The sequence below is a fragment of the Photobacterium japonica genome, assembly GCF_050337005.1.
In the GTDB taxonomy this organism is placed as follows: domain Bacteria; phylum Pseudomonadota; class Gammaproteobacteria; order Enterobacterales; family Vibrionaceae; genus Photobacterium; species Photobacterium japonica.
The window spans coordinates 60,474-77,770 of sequence record NZ_JAKJSN010000014.1 but is presented as its reverse complement, the minus strand read 5'-3'; the positions used below and the strand labels follow the sequence as shown (position 1 = coordinate 77,770).

Sequence of the window (17,297 nt, the reverse complement as noted above, 5' to 3'; positions counted from 1 at the left end):
TAATGACGACGAAGAAACCTCAGAGGGATTGAGTGAGAGGGATGACTCTCAGGAAGAGCAGGGGCACGTTGTCACGGTATGACAGGCGTGCCCCTCGGGGGTGCGGTGATTACACCTCAACCACCGTTAGCTGAGGTTGTGGGTTCAGCATCTTTTCAAGATCGGCGTGTGCATCGCCGGTCAGCTGCAAATTAAATTGCTGCTGCAGGAAGGTGAAGATCGCTTCGTTTACGAACTCAGGTGGGTTTGGACCCAAGTAAATGTTCTGGATCCCCAGATTGAACAGCGCCAATAGAATCAATACCGCTTTTTGTTCCATCCAAGACAGCACAATGTTTACTGGCAGGTCGTTCACTGGCACGCCCATCGCATCACTTAGTGCAAGTGCAATCATCACGGCGCCGTAGCTGTCGTTACATTGGCCAAGGTCAAGGTAACGTGGGATCTCTGTGCCTGGGATGGTGCCAAAATCATGATCGTTGAAACGGAACTTACCGCATGATGAGGTCAGGATGATGCAATCTTCAGGAATGGACAGCGCCAAGTCACGGAAGTAATCATTTTGTTTGCCCGGCTTGTCACAACCAGCAACCACGAAGAACTGCTTGATTTTGCCTTCGTTTACCGCGTCTAAGATCTGTGGAGCCAAGCCCAAAATCGTTTTGTAGTTGTGACCTGTCATCAAGGTTTCTTCGCTGTCGAAGCCTTCGATGTCTGGCAGGCTTAGCGTGTGCTCAATGATCGGTGAAAAATCGTTTTCAAGCTGACGGCAGTTGTCGATACCGACGATGCCGTAGCTGTACAGGCGGTCGGCGTAATCCGCACGGCCTGTCGGTGGAACGATACAGTTGGTGGTCACAATGATGGTGCCGTTCCACTGTTGGAATAGTTTCTTCTGATCAAACCACGCTTTACCCACGTTACCTTTCAGGTGGCTGAATTTGCGCAGTTCAGGGTAACCGTGTGCTGGCAGCATTTCTGAGTGGGTGTACACATTGATGCCCGTGCCTTCAGTGGCAATCAGCAGACGCTCTAGCAGGTCAAGGTCGTGGCCTGTAACCAAAATACCTTTGCCTTCGGCGTTGTTTTGCGGCACGCAAACCGGGGTAGGCACACCTAGACGGTTGTGGTGCGCTTCGCCCAAACGCGCCATCATTTCACTGCCCGCGCCGCCAATTTTCATGAGCTGGGCAATGTGTTGATCAAAGCTGAAGTTTACATTGGTAAGAGTGAAGTACAGGGTTTCTGCAATGACGTCATCGACAGACTTGGTATCAGCACCTAAATCGTTGGCGTGTGTGCGGTACGCTGACAGGCCTTTTAGACCAAAAATCATAATATCTTGCAGGCGAGAGAGGTTTTCATCTTTGCCGCAAGTACCTTGGGTTTTACCGCTGCTACCACAACCGCCAGATTGGGCCATTGAACACTGGTGACAGAACATTGCTAGATTCGACATTACTGCATCCTTTTTTAAAGGTATATTTGTTTTGCAACTTATACGGTAAGAATACGGCGACATCGGCCGTGATTCATTGATCTGGGTCAATTTACGAAAATAACATGTATTTCAAATGACACTTTATAGGGTGAGGTACGTGTTTTACCGTAAACGTGATACGCCGAGGGGAAAAGAGGCTGAAAAATCAGCAGAACCTGCGGTCTGTGGCAGAGGGAAAGTATATGCACAAAAAAGGGGGAGAATGAAACAGGGAGTGAGAGGATAAAGTGAAGGTGAAAAAGGGAAAGGTGAAGAGGTGGTGAAACGGAGAAGTGATGCAAAGACGAAAAAAGGGCGCCAGAAGCGCCCTTAGTCTGCCGTCGTTATGTGCTCAGCCGTATGGGCTTGTGAGCACGCAAGGACTCAGTTTGCTAGCTTTGTCATTACACGCTTCAGAAGTTGAATGCGTGGTGCAATGCTTTCTAGATCTAGGTATTCATCTGCGCTGTGGAAACCAGCACCAACAGGACCTAGGCCATCTAGCGTAGGAATGCCCATCACAGCCGTCAGGTTTGCGTCAGAGCCGCCACCCACTTCTTGCCATGTGATGTCGATGCCTTCTTCGCGGCCCGCTTCTTCCACCAACGCCATTAGGGCGTGTGTTTTCTCAGACGGTACCATAGAAGGTTTGTGTGCTTCACGGTCAACGGTGATCTGCACGCCTTCCACGAATGGCGTTTCAGTCAGTGCACGCAATGTTGCGTCAGCTGCTGCGTATTCGTCGTTATCCCAGAAACGTACATCGACAACGGCTTCTGCGTGATCCGGTACGATGTTCGCGCCAGCACCGCCTTTCACCACGCCCACGTTCAGTGTGGTGCCGGTTTCAAAGTTAGTCAGTGCGTTAACGGCTAGGATCCAGTTCGCCATTTCAGTGATTGCACTGCGGCCATTTTGTGGATCGTTACCGGCGTGAGCGGCTTTACCAGCAAACGTCAGGCGGTAGCGAGCCATGCCTTTACGTGCTTTAACCAATGAACCGTCAGCACGGGCTGCTTCTGCAACCAATACGTTTTTCGCGTTCACTGCCACGCTCTTTAGCCACTCTTCTGAGTGTAGCGAGCCGATTTCTTCGTCTGGGTTCATGCACACACAGATAGACAATTTGTCCAGTGTCGCTTTGTCCATTTCACGTAGCATGTAGACGATGTTTAGCAGGCCAGATTTCATGTCTGACACGCCCGGGCCGTAGGCACGTTTTTCGTCAAACGTCATTGGACGTGCTGCCACGGTACCCACTGGGAACACGGTGTCCATGTGGCCGATCAGCATCACATCAATGTTTTCTGCTTCAGGCTTGTTACGGACTTCAAGGCCGGTTCCTGCAATACCGCAGTCAACGCGTTTTACGTGCCAACCAAGGTCTAGGTACTTCTGCTCCATTTGATTCGCAATAACTTCGATACCGTCTTTCGTTAGCGTACCGCAGTCTACGTTGATCAGTGGGCGTAGTTCTTCCAAGTAATCTGGTAGTGAGAAATTCATAATTGCTCCTGAAAACCCTTTTGGGGTGTGAATAGCGACAGGAAAAAAAGGAGGCGAGGCCTCCTTTTGAAAAAGATTAAACGAACAGGTTCATCACCAGCATCGAGCCGAAGGCGTTGATCACTGAAATCGCGATCATGATTGGGATGTAACGGCCTTCTGTACCGATAGGACCCAAAATACGGCCTAGGTACTGCACCTGAGAGCCCATTAGGTAGATAGCGGGTGCCAAGATAGCGATGTGGCTACCGTTAAGAATGCCGGCGTCAAACAAAGTGATCACAACGCCCACCGCGCCGCCCATCGACATCCATGCGCCGATAAGTACGGCTGCCGCTTCGCCTGGCAGACCGAATACCGCCATGATAGGTGAGAACACGCTGCCCATCAGGTCAAGTGCACCGGTGATTTGTAGTGCTTTGATGATAACGAAAGCCATCAGAACGTTAGGCACGGTAGACATGGTCGCGATGGTCCAGCCTTTCTTAGCGCCTTCTACGAAAATGTCCGTTACCATTGGTTTTTTAGCTGCGCTCATTATGCTTTCTCCGTCTGCAGTGCGTCTTCGTTTTTGTCTGCTTTACCTTCGGTCATGTTCAGGTAAACGCGGAACAGGTTTGCACCCACGAATTTGAACGCGAACATCACGATAACCGCCATACCAATTGATGCCGTTACCGCAGGGGTACCGTCCATGTTGGAAAGGGTAAATAGCACAGCACCTGAAGAGAAGAAGTTAACAATGGTGGCACCGGCAGAGAACTGGAACATAGTGAAGACATCCGCTTCACGCTTGGTGAGGTGGCCTTCATCTTTGAGCTGGCGGGTCATCGCGGCGCCGGCATCGGTACTTTGTAGTGATGCGATCAATGCAAGACCTGTGCTGCCTGGAATACCCATTAGCGGACGCAGAAGAGGAGTAAGAAGTTTACGCGCCGCGTCAAGTGCACCGTAGTGCTCAAGTACGTTGATCATACCTAGAGCGAACATCACCGTAGGGATAAGGGTTAGGGCAAACATGAAACCGTCACGTGCACCGCTACCGCCTTTACCACGCATGCTGGTGCTGGCTGTTTGTACGCCATCAGCCGTTTCATTCACGGAATGCACAAGGCTACCGAATGAACCGTTTAGGGTTGTAAAGTCAAACACACCGTACCACTGATTGGACTGTAGTGCGCCTGAGAAAAAGATGATAGCAAAGGCGAGGGCAATGTAACTGCCTATCGTAACTTTGCGACCCTGCTCTGCGGGATTGCTCATATGTAACCTCTTAGGAATCAAAAACGCCAAACTGGCCATCGGCAGCAATTCACAATCTTTCATATCGTGTAAGACGTAAAATGTTGCAGAAAATAAGAAAACACGCGTATTTTCGCTTATTAGTAAGAGAAAAATTTGATCGGGGTCAATATGTGCCACTGAAAAGTCCTATAAAGGACAGATAGACGCAAAATTGTGATCACGATCTACATTAATATCTCATTCACAACCATTAACATGAAAAAGCGGAATAAAAATACATGAGTAGTTGTTTTTTCTTTATTAATTAAATGGTTTGCTTTGGTAAAAACAATGTTTTCAGTAATGGAATGACGTATAAGCTTTGTTTTTATGCATGTAAGTGACTATCTTTATGTGTTATTGCGTTGTGATTTCGGTAAGTCGCTATTTAAGGACTTTTTTATGGTGCCACACAGCGTGAGCAGAGAATAAGATGAAAAGTATAAGGCGGAGAACACGCATAAAAAAAGAGCACCTCGAAAGGTGCTCTTGATGTCAGAAAGGGGAAGAAAGGAAACCTTATGCGGTTTGCTGCTGCGTGGCCACTTGGGCTGTTGCGGCTTCTTCGGTTTCAGCGGCTTCTGCAACCGGTGGGCAGCGGTCAACGAACCAACCCATGTAAGAGGTGACAATGGTCACCAGAATACACACGAAGCTTAACCACATGAAAGGTGCGTACGAGAAGGTCGCCACGCCAAGGATACTTGCCATGTAGATACCGTTATCACTCCACGGCACCATACCGGATGTCAACGTACCACCAAATTCGGCGTTACGGGACAGGTTCTTACGCTGGTAGCCCAAGCGGTCATAGTTCTTCGCACAGATTTTAGGGGTCAGGATCAGTGATACATACATCGCTGAGCCAAAGACGTTGCCTAAAAACGCCGTTGCAATGGTGGAAACAGACAGGCTACCTGCTGAGTTCACACGCTTTTCAAACAATTGTGCGACGGTTTGCAGTACGCCGACTTTATCCAGCAAGCCACCAAAGCCCAGACCAAAGATGATCACGGCCACAGAACTTAGCATGGACGACATGCCGCCACGGTTAAGAATGGCATCAATGAAATCAACGCCAGAGTTAATGGAGAACGGTGCCCACGCGGTGTTGAACGCTTGTAGTGGATCCATGTCCTGAACCATCACGGCCCAGATAATACCCAGCAGTGAACCCAATGAGATCACAGGGAATGAAGGCAGACGCATGGCCAACAGTGCCAGTACGATGATCACTGGAACAAATGAGAACGGTGAAATCACAAATTGCTGGTCCATTGCCACAATCACAGATTCAACCTGTGACATGTCAACGTTACCGGCGTAGTGGAAGCCTACGGCGGTGAACAGAATACCGGTGATCACGTAGCTGATCAGGGCGATAGGCAACATGCCTTTAATGTGCTCAACGATTTCAACGTTAGACATAGAAGACGCCAAGATCACAGAATCAGACAGTGGTGACATTTTATCACCGAAGTAACAGCCTGATAGTACGGCACCCGCCGTCATTGGCGCTGGGATACCCAATCCTTGACCGATCCCCATCATCGCAATGCCTGCTGTACCGGCTGCACCCCAAGAGGTACCGGTTGCCAGTGCTGTCATTGAACAGATCAACATGGTCGCCAAAAGGAAGATAGAAGGGTGGATGGCTTGTAGACCGTAGTAAATGATAGTGGGAACAATGCCGCCGGCAATCCACGTGCCGACCAATGCGCCGACAGCCAATAGGATCAATACTGCGCCTAAGCCGTTTGCAATCCCGGTTGTGGCCGCTTTTTCTAACGATTTATAGTCATGACCGAGTTTGATACCCAGCGCCATGATGATAAACCAGCCAATGTACAACGCTAATTGGATCGGCAAATTCAGTTGTGCGGTGAAAGAGAATGCCAGCGCAAGAAAAATACCCAGTGCAATCACGACCTGGGTGATCGACGGCAGTTTTACAGTCTGTGTGTTCATACTTCTAACCTTGTCAGTTCGAGCCTGTTATAGAGAACAAGCCTTCACACGCAATCCGTGCGAGGCTAATGAATGAAACCAAAACATATGCTAGTCGGAGCTAATCTAGCCGAATGTGGTCAGAGCAGCGATAGATAATGTTTATTTCTGTGACTTCATTCAATCATCATTACGGAACGCGTAAAAACCATAGTTATAATTTGGGTTTTTGTTAAATTTACGTTCATGCGTTGTGTTTTTGTTGTGTTGTGTCTGTTGGCTTTAAATGTGTCCATTTATAAACAAGTGATATTGTTTGGATTTTTACTCCATATAATCCTGATTTAAGCAGTATAATATTTTGCTTTTTTTGAAAGGTGGCTAGGTTATCAATATGTGGATAAATGATCAAAAAATTGAAGGTATAAATTTTTGCCTATTTGAGGTTGTTTATGGGTAACCGCTATTTTATTGCTAATGTTGTCGGATTTTTATGGGGGTAATTGCGCCGCTTATCTGCTTTGTTGTACGGATTTTGCGCGTGTTTGCTGTGTGCCTGAGTGAATAAAGTGGGTTGCCTTCTTGATGTGAACGTGCTTTTTTTACACGTTTCGTTTGTGTTTTGATGACTTTTTTTTCAGATTTATTGCATATTATCCTTATGTTTGTATGCTGGACTGACGCTAAGTAAGGCGGCCTGTCGTTATAACTATCGGCAAGACCTGTGATCCAAAGGGGGCATGGGATGCATTGCCAATAGTTATACCGATAGATAATGATCAGGGAGTGTTGTGCACATGATGAAAGTAGGTTTAGTGGGTTGGCGTGGCATGGTGGGCTCTGTCCTCATGCAGCGTATGGTTGAAGAAGGCGATTTCAATGTCATTGAGCCTGTTTTCTTTTCGACATCTCAAATTGGCATCCCCGCGCCCAATTTGGGGAAAGACGCAGGCATGCTTCAGGATGCCTTTGATATCGAGAGCCTGAAAAAGCTCGACGCCATTATTACCTGTCAAGGTGGCAGCTACACAGAACAAGTCTACCCTGCGCTGCGCCAAGCGGGCTGGAAAGGGTACTGGATTGATGCCGCATCGACGTTGCGCATGAAAGATGACACGATCATCGCATTGGATCCGGTTAACTTTGACCAAATGCAACAAGGCATCCACCGTGGTGTATCAACGTTTGCAGGCGGTAACTGTACGGTTAGCTTGATGCTGATGGCCGTAGGGGGTCTGTATAAAGCGGGTCTTGTTGAGTGGATGACCTCTCAAACGTATCAGGCCGCATCAGGGGCGGGTGCGAAGAACATGCGTGAATTGATCAGCCAGATGGGCGTGATCAACGACGCGGTTTCTAGCGAGTTGGCTAACCCTGCGACCTCTATTTTGGATATCGATCGTAAAGTTGCAGATGCAATGCGTTCTGCTGATTTCCCATCACAAGAGTTCGGTGCACCGCTTGCCGGTTCATTGATCCCATGGATTGATGTGAAGCGTGAAAACGGCCAGAGCAAAGAAGAGTGGAAAGCCTCGGTTGAGACGAACAAGATCCTTGGTCTCGACAATAACCCAATCCCAATCGATGGCACGTGTGTACGTATCGGTGCAATGCGCTGTCACAGTCAGGCGTTGACGTTGAAACTGAAGAAGAACGTTCCGCTGGATGAAGTGGAAGCGATCATCGCGTCACACAATGACTGGGTGAAAGTGATCCCGAATGACCGTGATATCACGGCACAAGAACTTACCCCAACGAAAGTGACGGGGACTTTGTCAGTGCCAGTGGGTCGTTTGCGTAAGCTGGCAATGGGTGAGGAATACCTCAATGCCTTCACCGTGGGTGATCAGCTACTGTGGGGGGCTGCAGAGCCACTACGTCGTACACTGCGCATTATCCTGTCAGAAAAATACGCAGGATAAAATGAAAGATAGCCCGTAGCTGGAAAGTGACGGGCTAGACTGACATTAACACCAAGAAAAACACAAACAAAAACGCCTGCAGCAATGCAGGCGTTTTTTTATGGGCAGAATTGCCAGATGTAGAGGCGATTACGCCGCTAGGTTCTGTGCAACGAATTCCCAGTTTACCAATGCCCAGAACGCGCCCATGTAATCTGGACGTACGTTGCGGAAATCGATGTAGTAAGCGTGTTCCCACAGGTCAACAGTTAGAAGCGGTGTAACGCCTTCTTCTGTAAGTGGTGTGCCTGCGTTAGACGTGTTCACGATAGCAAGAGAGCCGTCTGCATTTTTTACCAACCACGTCCAAGAAGAACCGAAGTTGTTGATTGCAGAATCAGTGAATTGTGCTTTGAATGCGTCGAAAGAACCGAATGAAGCAACAATCGCGTCAGCAACCGCACCTGTTGGCTCGCCGCCAGCATTTGGGCTTAGGCAGTGCCAGTAGAACGTGTGGTTCCAGATTTGAGCCGCATTGTTAAATACGCCACCCGTCGATGTTTTGATGATCTCTTCTAGAGATTTCTCAGCAAGCTCAGTGCCTTCAACAAGGCCGTTTAGCTTAACAACGTACGTGTTGTGGTGCTTACCGTGGTGGTACTCAAGGGTTTCTTGAGAAATGTGTGGCTCAAGTGCGTTGATTGCGTATGGTAGAGCGGGTAATTCAAAAGCCATTGCTCGATTCTCCGGGTTGGTTTGGGGGAGTGCCCCTCAACATTGCTTCCAGTTAGCTTTAGCTAACTTATTATTTGAAACTGACTCGTCTTCTCATCTCTGCCACGATACCTGTGTAAGATGATGAATTTGTGACGGTGAAACCATTTTAGCAAGTTTTTTCTTTATTAAAAGAGCTAGCGTAAAAAAAGATAGGCGAAATGCGGGGCGCGGCATGATAACGTGGCTATCTGCTTAGTGTGCAGCCGAAAGAATACCCCTAAAACGATTAGGCATTTTTTTCCGCTGCGGGAAACAGTAGAATGATGCCTGTAAGATCCAACTTATAAGTAAAGTCGTAAAGAGGAAGCTATGGAAACTATCGACAAAATTAAGCAACAGATCGAAGAAAATACCATTCTGTTGTACATGAAAGGCTCCCCAAAACTACCAAGCTGTGGTTTTTCATCTCAGGCTGCACAAGCGCTGATGGCATGTGGTGAGAAATTTGCCTATGTCGATATCCTTCAAAACCCAGACATTCGTGCTGAACTACCGGCTTACGCACAGTGGCCAACGTTCCCTCAGCTATGGATTGAAGGTGAGTTGATCGGCGGTTGTGACATCATCATTGAGATGTTCCAGAAAGGTGAATTGCAGCCATTGGTGAAAGAAGCGATTGAGCGCGCGACACCGGCTGAGTAATCGTCATTGCCGTGTTCATGCTGCTGTTGGCGGTGTGCACACCGTGTGAAAAATACCCTGACCTTGGTTAGGGTATTTTTTTGCCTGTCTGTTGGCGCTGGCTGGCGATGATGTCTTGTGTCGAGATCAAAAAAGACCGCCGAAGCGGTCTTTTTATGTTTATAGTTGTTGCCGTTACTGATGACGAGTTACAGCACCATCGACGCTAACCAGCCGAAGGCAATCAACGGCAGGTTGTAGTGAATGAATGTCGGCACCACGGTTTCCCAAATGTGCTCATGCTGACCATCCGCATTCAAGCCAGACGTTGGCCCCAAGGTGGAATCAGAAGCCGGTGAACCGGCATCACCCAGTGCGGCAGCGGTACCCACAAGGGCAATGGTTGCCATCGGGGAGAAGCCGAACGTGATACATAAAGGCACATAAATTGTTGCCAGGATTGGAATGGTCGAGAACGATGAACCGATCCCCATGGTGACCAACAAACCCACGACAAGCATCAATAGTGCGGCCAGTGGCTTGTTGTTGCCAATCACATCCGCCAGCGAGCTAACCAGTGTTTCGACACCACCGGTCGCTTTCATTACCGACGCAAAACCGGCTGCGGCGATCATGATGAAACCGATCATCGCCATCATGTGTACGCCTTTGGTGAAGACATCGTGGGTTTCTTTCCACTTGATCACGCCACCAAACGTAAACACCATGAAGCCCATCAAACCACCAATGATCATCGAACCACTGTAAATCTGTGCACCCAATGCCGACACGATTGCCAGCATGGCGATGTAGACGTGACGCATGTTGATTTTTTTGTGCTCTGGTTCATTGGCCAGAATTTTTTCGACTGAGTATTCGCGTGGTTTACGGTAAGTGAAAAAGACAGCCATCAGCAAACCAAACAGCATGCCCATGGCGGGGATCATCATCGCGTAGGGCACTTGTGCCGCGGTGACATCCAGCCCATTGTCATGCAGGTTTTTCAGCAGAATGTTATTTAGGAAGATACCACCAAAACCGATGGGTAAGAGCATGTATGGGGTAACGAGACCAAATGTCAGTACACAGGCAATCAGACGGCGATCCAGTTTTAGCTTGGCAAAAACATGCAGTAGCGGCGGGATCACAATCGGGATAAACGCGATGTGTACCGGAATGACGTTTTGAGAAGAAATAGCCAGTAGCGCAAGAATGGTGATAACAGAATACTTTACGCCTGTTGCCGCTGCTGCGTTCTCTGTGCCGCTAAGACGTTTAATCACTTTTTGTGCCAACACATCGGTAATACCCGAGCGCGAAATCGCGACCGCGAACGTACCAAGCATCGCATAACTCAATGCAGTGGTCGCACCACCACCCAAGCCACTTTCAAAGGATGCCACAGTCTCTGTTAAGGACAGGCCGCCGAACAGGCCACCGACAATGGCACTGAAGGTAAGCGCAACAACAACATTTACCCGCAACAACGCGAGTAAAAGCATGACGCATACCGATATTACTACAGGGTTCATAAACTAAGATCCGTCCGTTGTGTTATGTCGATATAATTTGCATGATTTTTACACTAAATGTGTAATTCTTTTTAATTTATTTTGGCGGTTTTGCTCAAAAACATTCAGTTTGCTTAAAAATGACAACATGTCGAGGAAAAAATCATACGAAATGGGAATTATATTCCTTATCGATCGGGGTGTTAGAGGGCAACGTACTGAATTATCAGTCAAAGCGGGAAGCAGAAAAGAGGAACATGCTAACGAACGACCACCGCCGCCAATATCGCGTGGCGGCGGTGGTTGAAGGGTGGGGAGTGATAACGGAGATTATTCGTGATTTGCTTTTAGCAGCGTGGCATCACCCACCGCGATCCCTTGCCCTTGCGCGGCTAAATAACTGGCGACCTGTAATTGTGCTTCAGCGCTGGTCGCGAGGGCAACGGCGGGATCAATGACATTGCCTTGCTTATCCACTTGCGCAGGGGCGATCACGGAGCTGTGTTGAACCTGTGAGGTGATCGCATCAAAGCGGGCTACATGCTTAACGGCTTCGCCAGACAGGGTTTGCGTTAATGGGCTGAGCCCAAGCTCTGCCACCAGCGGCTCGGTGCCACCCATGAGACTAAACTGCGTGGTTTGGTTAGGAATAATGGGGTCATTCTCTGCCTGCATCACATACACCGGCCCGTTAATATCTCGAGCAAAGTTATACGGGTCGACGGTATCGAGTACCGTTTGGGCTCCATAGGTAAAAGTGCCAACGGTGTGATTGATCGCGGCTTGGCTGGCAGCATCTACACTGGCAAAGAAGGCAGAATAACAGGCGCCGCCATCGGGAGCGCTACCACAGATGGCTTGATAGGCGGCATTATCTGCGCCAAGCAGTAGAGTGTGTTTGATCGTGGGGCCAAACGTCTCCGATTCTAACAGTAACGAGGCAATGCCACCGCCCGGGTTGGCGAATGCACCGGCATTGAAATTAAACAGGGCATCGGCAGTGGGTTGGCCTAATGACGTTGTCCCTAAGTGATACGCACCTAACCCTGTGATGGCGCCGAGTGAATGGCCAAAGATCCCCGTTTTGTTGAGATCAAGTTCGGTAAATACCGGCGCATTGGCCACTTGCATCAGCGCGAGTGAAGCACGTACACCGAGTGTATCGATCATGCTTTGGCGAAGGTTGTCTCGTGCGACATTCAGGTAGGCAAGGTTCATGTACACATCGGCGTGGCTTTCCGTTGTGACCGTCCCATCAGCCAATGCACGCGCCCCATGCAGCGGGTGGTCAATGGCAATAATCGCATTCCCCTTGCCCAGGGTGCTGCTGAGGTGGTTAGCCCCGAACAGGTAAGCGGTTTCTTTCGTATAGGCCAAGCCATGCTGATACACCACGACACCCGATGATGGCTGATTGGGGACAATCAGCAGCAGCGGTACGCGCTGAATCGACTGAATTTGCGGCACGGGGCTGAATTGGGTCATCACGCGCTCGTTATCCAGTGGGCTGCCATCGGCGAGGGTCACCGAGGAGCCAATCAGTTTGATGAATTCCGTTGTATCGCCAGTTAACAGCTTGGCAATATCAATCCCATTGAGTGACGTTTGTACGGCTGCTTTGTCTGCGTCTGTACCGTTTGTCATGACATGACGGATCTTGGCCAGGCTCGGTGTGGCACTTTGCCATGGGGTGGTTTGCCATGCGTTATCTGCCGTGTCGGTCTGCAAGAAATAAGGCAGATCAATGGTGCCAGTGTACAAGGTTGCCCCCAGCGCGGTATACGCCGCCGTCAGGCCATTGAGGGTGGTTTGATCTTGCCCGACCAACCTGTTGAGTTGGGCGTTATTGTTGAAGAAAGTGGCAATGTCTTCGACGGGCGAAAGGGTGATGTGGTACAGGGTGGAGAGATCCACATTGTTCGGGTTAGCACTGCCTTTCCAAATTTGGTTGGCCGTACCGCCTTGCCGGACGACGTCGAAGGTGTGAGCAATCACGGCTTTGGTGGTGCTGAGGACGCTGCCAACGGAGGCTGTGGTAAACCAGTTGGTGAAAATAATACTGTCTTTGTCGACACCCGTGGCGGCAAACGTGGCTTCACTACGTTGAGCCAGTTGTTGTGCGGGCGCTAGAGCCACATTCGGTGTTGGGTTAGTGGATTTCAGTACCGCGTAAGAGGGGCTCATGCCGACCGGATTACCCTTGTTGTCTTTCAGCGCAGACGTGACGGCAAATTGATAGTGGCTCGCTGCGTTGAACGGTTTAAGCGGTACGATGGTCAAGGTGGTTTCACTGACGGTCACGCGGAAATCGCCATTGGCGGCTGTTAACGGTATCGGTGTGGTGTTAGCGTAATCATCCGCCTGTGGATCGCCGGTTTCCAATAGGAAAAAGCCGTCTTCAGCCGTCGCGGGATCCAGATCGACCCCGGTAAACGCGATAGTAATGGGTTGGTTGAGGCTCCAGCCATCGGTTTTCCCTAACGCAACAGCGGGATCTGACAGATCGGTCGCATACGCGGCGCTATTCACCTCCCCGTCGCTTTTGAGGGTGCCATCAACGGCATCGACCACTAAATAAGACGGCGTGATGAGCACGGGGTTACTCGGATCTGACAGCAAGTCAAAGGCGATTTGTGTCTCAGCGTTTAAGCTGTCCGTTATCGTGGCATCGACAGTGGGATCGCCGGACAAGCTGGCGTCATCCCCGCAGGCGGTCAATGTCACGGTCGCAGAAATCGCGAGGGCGAGTAACGTTTTGTTCATACCAATAATCCTTTATGGTTTGCGTGTTGCTCCAGTGGTGTGCCGGTGCGCTTAAAACAAGTAATTGAGCTGGATGGCGCCAAGCCATGCGTGGTTTTTGCCGCTAAAGGTGTAGTCGAGGCCATCCACATATTCTTCGGTGAAGGTGCTGCTTTTCCCATAGAGATAGGTCAGCCCGATATCGACCGTTAAGTGGCGGTGATAGGTGTAGGTGGCACCGGCGGAATACCAGTAACGATCGGTATCTGGAATGCTGAGGGTGGCGAGCCCGGCTTGTTCATCAAACGCAAAACCCGCGCGCACAACCCAATCCGGGTTGAGGTTATACGTCGCACCCAGAGAGTAGCGGACGTTGTCATCGTATTCTTCTTCTTTAAGGAAGCAGGTGTTGTTATTGCACGATTCGCTGGTGGCCCGCAGTTCTTTGAATTCACTCCATTGCGTCCATTGAATGCCGTAATGCACCGCCCACTGTGATGTCACTTGGTGGAAACCGCCAAATTCGACAATAGCAGGCAGGGGAACGCTTAACGCGCCATCGACCGTGATCGGGTTACTCGGGGTCGCACCGGCGACACCGCTGCCTTGGTAGTCGGTGAACTTGCCGTCAAACTCGAGATCCACTTGCGAGCGGTAGCTCAGACCAAAGCGATGGTCATCATTGAGTTCCCATAAGGCCCCAATATTCCAGCCCCATTCCCATGTGTCCCCTTGTAAGTTCAGCAGCGTCTGGCTCGGTGGAATACCGAAGGCCGTGCCCAATCCGCCAAAGTGACGGTTGAGTTCGGCATCGGCATAGACCAATGACACACCGGCACCCACGCTCAATTGTGGGTTGATACGCCATGACACACTGGGATTAATGTTCAGAGTGAGAAGGTCGGTTTTCCCTGCGAGTGCACCAAAATTGGCATCGGTTGGGTAGTCGGTGGAAAAGCCGTAGTTGGAGAAAAGGCCGATCCCCCATGCGACGCGATCACTGAGAGGCTGAATGAAATAGCCGGCTGGTACCACGGCTGCGGGCGCAATATCATTATAGGTTTGTGCGGGGGAGGAACCGACGGTAGACACATCAATTGACGGCTCAATGACAGACAGGCTGCCCGACAGTTGCATCGTATCAAACAAGGCCATTGCTGCTGGGTTTCGGGCTAAAACGGCCGCGTTATCAGCGATGGCGGCATCCCCCGCAAAGGCACGGCCAAGGCCTGAGGCGGAGTGCTCATTCACTTGAAACCCCGCGGCATAGACGCTACCACTGCCTGTGATAACCATGAGAGCTGCCGAGAGTGCAATGTAAGTACGCGTATTTTTCATTATTCTGTTCGCCTCTTTAACGGTGACCGTGCAGATCCGATCCTTGAATGGAAACCAGTGAGTTTCGCTGAGAGGGCGTATTGCGGCACAAATCGCAGAGCATTGGGTAAAGGGAGACAATGAAACGCTAATGCCTTGTATTTGCGTGGAATATGCCAAGTCGCTCAGACAGTATAGAGGCAGAAAGGTGAAATGTTAACCATGTGTAACGGTTTGTTTTTTGAAGTGTTGCGGCTAGAAAGGGACGGAAAGGGGGAGAGGGGTGTTTAAAACATGCTGTGATATTGTCTTGTGTGTTTCAGTCCAAATGCACACAAGCCCTGCATAACAGGGCTTGTGTGTGACTGCGTGGAACCGTCGTGTTTGAATTATGACGCGACATCAGCCTCTTCTGTTTGAGGCGCCACTAATGGCCAGCCACCTAAGGCTTTCCACTTGTTGACAATTTTGCAGAATAACTCAGCGGTACGCTCGGTGTCATACAGTGCTGAGTGGGCTTCTTTGTTATCAAACGGGATCTCTGCCGTTGCGCACGCTTTGGCCAATACCGTTTGACCAAATGCCAATCCGCTGAGGGCGGCCGTATCAAAGGTAGCAAACGGATGGAACGGGTTGCGTTTGAGCTTCGCACGCTCAGAGGCCGCCATGACAAAGCTGTGATCAAAGTTGGCATTGTGCGCCACCATGATCGCACGGGAGCAGCCTGTGGCTTTTTGCTCTTTGCGGATCTGCTTATAAATGTCTTTCAGGGCGGCTTCTTCAGACACGGCGCCACGCAATGGGCTGAACGGGTCACGAATACCGTTAAATTCTAAGGCTTCTTTATGGATGACGGCGCCTTCAAATGGCGTGACATGGTAATGCAACGTCGTGGCCGGTTTTAACCAACCGTCTTCATCCATCTGTAACGTTACCGCACAGATTTCCAGCAAGGCGTCGGTGTTGGCATTGAAACCGGCAGTTTCAACATCAATGACGACAGGGAAGTAGCCGCGAAAGCGACTTTTCAGCGTATTTAGTTCGTTATCTTGGCTCATAGCACTGCGGGCAAAAAAAGTGAAGGGGACATTATGTCAGATTCGACGGCAGAGCTAAACCTTTAGCTGATAACGATTAGCTAAAGATTTTTCTGTCACTTCCGATACAATAATACCCCCACAAAGTACGTCGCCCGCTTCGGCCGCGACCCTAAGAATGGCTTCGGCCGGCAAGAGAATGGCGAAAACATCATTGACCGCATGCGGTATAGCCGCAATTAGTTTGGTATTGAGCTGTGGCGTTGTTGCGCGGCAGCTTTACGTGGCAGAGCCAGCGCAGTCGTCATGGAAAGTGGCGGTCGATACGCCGCTGGAGTGCCGTATGCTGCATGCGATCCCTCATTATGGCGAAGCGCAGTTTACGTCTCGTGCCAGTAAAAAAATCAATTTGGACTTTGAATTGAAGATGCGGCGTCCGATGGGGGAAACCCGCAATGTCAATCTGGTCTCGATGCCTCCTCGCTGGATGCCGGGTGAAGCGGCGGAATCCATTACCACGCTGACCTTTTTTAAGCAGTTCGATGGCTACATTGGTGGTCAAATGGCGTGGGCGATGTTGGCGGAGTTAGAAACGGGGCGTTACCCGACCTTTAGCTATCAAGACTGGCAGCACCGTAATAAGCGTATTGAGGTGTCATTGTCTGCCGTGGCATTCCAGACGGCGTATAACCAGTTCAGTGTCTGCTTGGAAAATTTGTTGCCTTACAGTTTTGAAGACATTGCGTTTACCGTGTTGCACTATGCCCAAGACAGCGAAGAGCTCAATAAAGCCTCGCAGCAACGTTTGGCGCAAATTGCCGATTTTGTGCGTTACAGCGATGACGTGGATTTGGTGCTGGTGGCGACCTATACCGATTCACAAGGCGGGAAACAGGTGAACCAAGCCTTATCTGAACGCCGCGCCACTAAGTTGGAGCAATACTTTATGGCGATGGGGCTACCGAAAAACCGTATTCAGGTTGAAGCTTATGGCAAGCGCCGTCCGGTGGCTGATAACGCGACTCCGATTGGGCGTAATAAAAACCGCCGTGTCGTGATTTCGCTGGGGCGTACCCTGATGTAGTCCTGATGTCGTCTTTATGCCGTGGGATGACGGTATACATTACTGCATGAGAAAGAGGCCATTGGCCTCTTTTTTTATGCCTGATAGTGC

At 50.0% G+C, this 17,297-nt stretch carries 13 protein-coding genes; 3 read left to right on the top strand and 10 right to left on the bottom strand.

Going from position 1 to position 17,297, the window contains the following annotated elements; genetic code table 11:
• Window positions 1–109: 109 nt before the first annotated feature.
• The 5 genes from hcp to nhaC form a co-directional block, all read right to left on the bottom strand.
• Window positions 110–1,459, bottom strand: a complete 1,350-nt coding sequence (gene hcp, locus L4C36_RS06035; protein WP_428476890.1) for a hydroxylamine reductase — start codon at window positions 1,457–1,459, stop codon at window positions 110–112.
• Window positions 1,460–1,864: 405 nt separating this feature from the next.
• A complete protein-coding gene (locus L4C36_RS06030) occupies window positions 1,865–2,986 on the bottom strand; it encodes a M20 family metallopeptidase (protein WP_428476889.1) in 1,122 nt (373 codons plus the stop codon).
• A 76-nt stretch (window positions 2,987–3,062) separates the two neighbouring features.
• Window positions 3,063–3,524, bottom strand: a complete 462-nt coding sequence (locus L4C36_RS06025; RefSeq protein ID WP_428476888.1) for a YjiG family protein — start codon at window positions 3,522–3,524, stop codon at window positions 3,063–3,065.
• On the bottom strand, window positions 3,524–4,249 hold the full coding sequence (locus tag L4C36_RS06020) for a nucleoside recognition domain-containing protein (protein WP_428476887.1): 726 nt from the start codon (window positions 4,247–4,249) through the stop codon (window positions 3,524–3,526). The genes L4C36_RS06025 and L4C36_RS06020 overlap by 1 nt, the downstream gene beginning before the upstream one ends.
• A gap of 540 nt (window positions 4,250–4,789) precedes the next feature.
• Window positions 4,790–6,238, bottom strand: a complete 1,449-nt coding sequence (gene nhaC, locus L4C36_RS06015; protein ID WP_428476886.1) for a Na+/H+ antiporter NhaC — start codon at window positions 6,236–6,238, stop codon at window positions 4,790–4,792.
• Between the two features lie 779 nt (window positions 6,239–7,017).
• On the opposite strand from nhaC, the gene asd reads away from it, so the two are divergent.
• The gene (gene asd, locus L4C36_RS06010; protein ID WP_428476943.1) at window positions 7,018–8,139 is read left to right on the top strand and encodes an aspartate-semialdehyde dehydrogenase; all 1,122 of its coding nucleotides are present in this window, start codon (window positions 7,018–7,020) and stop codon (window positions 8,137–8,139) included.
• Window positions 8,140–8,268: 129 nt separating this feature from the next.
• On the opposite strand, the gene sodB is transcribed toward asd, so the two are convergent.
• Entirely contained in the window at window positions 8,269–8,853 is a 585-nt protein-coding gene (sodB, locus tag L4C36_RS06005) for a superoxide dismutase [Fe] (protein ID WP_428476885.1), read from the bottom strand.
• A gap of 351 nt (window positions 8,854–9,204) precedes the next feature.
• On the opposite strand from sodB, the gene grxD reads away from it, so the two are divergent.
• Window positions 9,205–9,537, top strand: a complete 333-nt coding sequence (gene grxD / locus L4C36_RS06000; RefSeq protein WP_428476884.1) for a Grx4 family monothiol glutaredoxin — start codon at window positions 9,205–9,207, stop codon at window positions 9,535–9,537.
• A gap of 188 nt (window positions 9,538–9,725) precedes the next feature.
• Here grxD and L4C36_RS05995 read toward each other — a convergent pair whose 3' ends face one another.
• From L4C36_RS05995 to rnt, 4 genes are all read right to left on the bottom strand, one after another.
• Window positions 9,726–11,048, bottom strand: coding sequence for a Na+/H+ antiporter family protein (locus tag L4C36_RS05995; protein WP_428476883.1), 1,323 nt, complete (start codon window positions 11,046–11,048; stop codon window positions 9,726–9,728).
• A 309-nt stretch (window positions 11,049–11,357) separates the two neighbouring features.
• Window positions 11,358–13,790 (bottom strand): VolA/Pla-1 family phospholipase, encoded by a 2,433-nt coding sequence (locus tag L4C36_RS05990; protein ID WP_428476882.1) that lies wholly within the window; start codon window positions 13,788–13,790, stop codon window positions 11,358–11,360.
• 51 nt (window positions 13,791–13,841) lie between these two features.
• Complete coding sequence (locus L4C36_RS05985) at window positions 13,842–15,065, bottom strand: outer membrane protein transport protein (RefSeq protein ID WP_428476942.1); 1,224 nt, start codon at window positions 15,063–15,065, stop codon at window positions 13,842–13,844.
• A gap of 410 nt (window positions 15,066–15,475) precedes the next feature.
• Window positions 15,476–16,144, bottom strand: coding sequence for a ribonuclease T (gene rnt / locus L4C36_RS05980; RefSeq protein WP_428476881.1), 669 nt, complete (start codon window positions 16,142–16,144; stop codon window positions 15,476–15,478).
• A gap of 178 nt (window positions 16,145–16,322) precedes the next feature.
• On the opposite strand from rnt, the gene motY reads away from it, so the two are divergent.
• Window positions 16,323–17,207 carry a flagellar protein MotY gene (motY, locus tag L4C36_RS05975; protein ID WP_428476880.1) on the top strand — a complete coding sequence of 295 codons (885 nt, stop codon included), beginning with the start codon at window positions 16,323–16,325 and terminating at the stop codon, window positions 17,205–17,207.
• The last annotated feature ends 90 nt before the right edge of the window (window positions 17,208–17,297 follow it).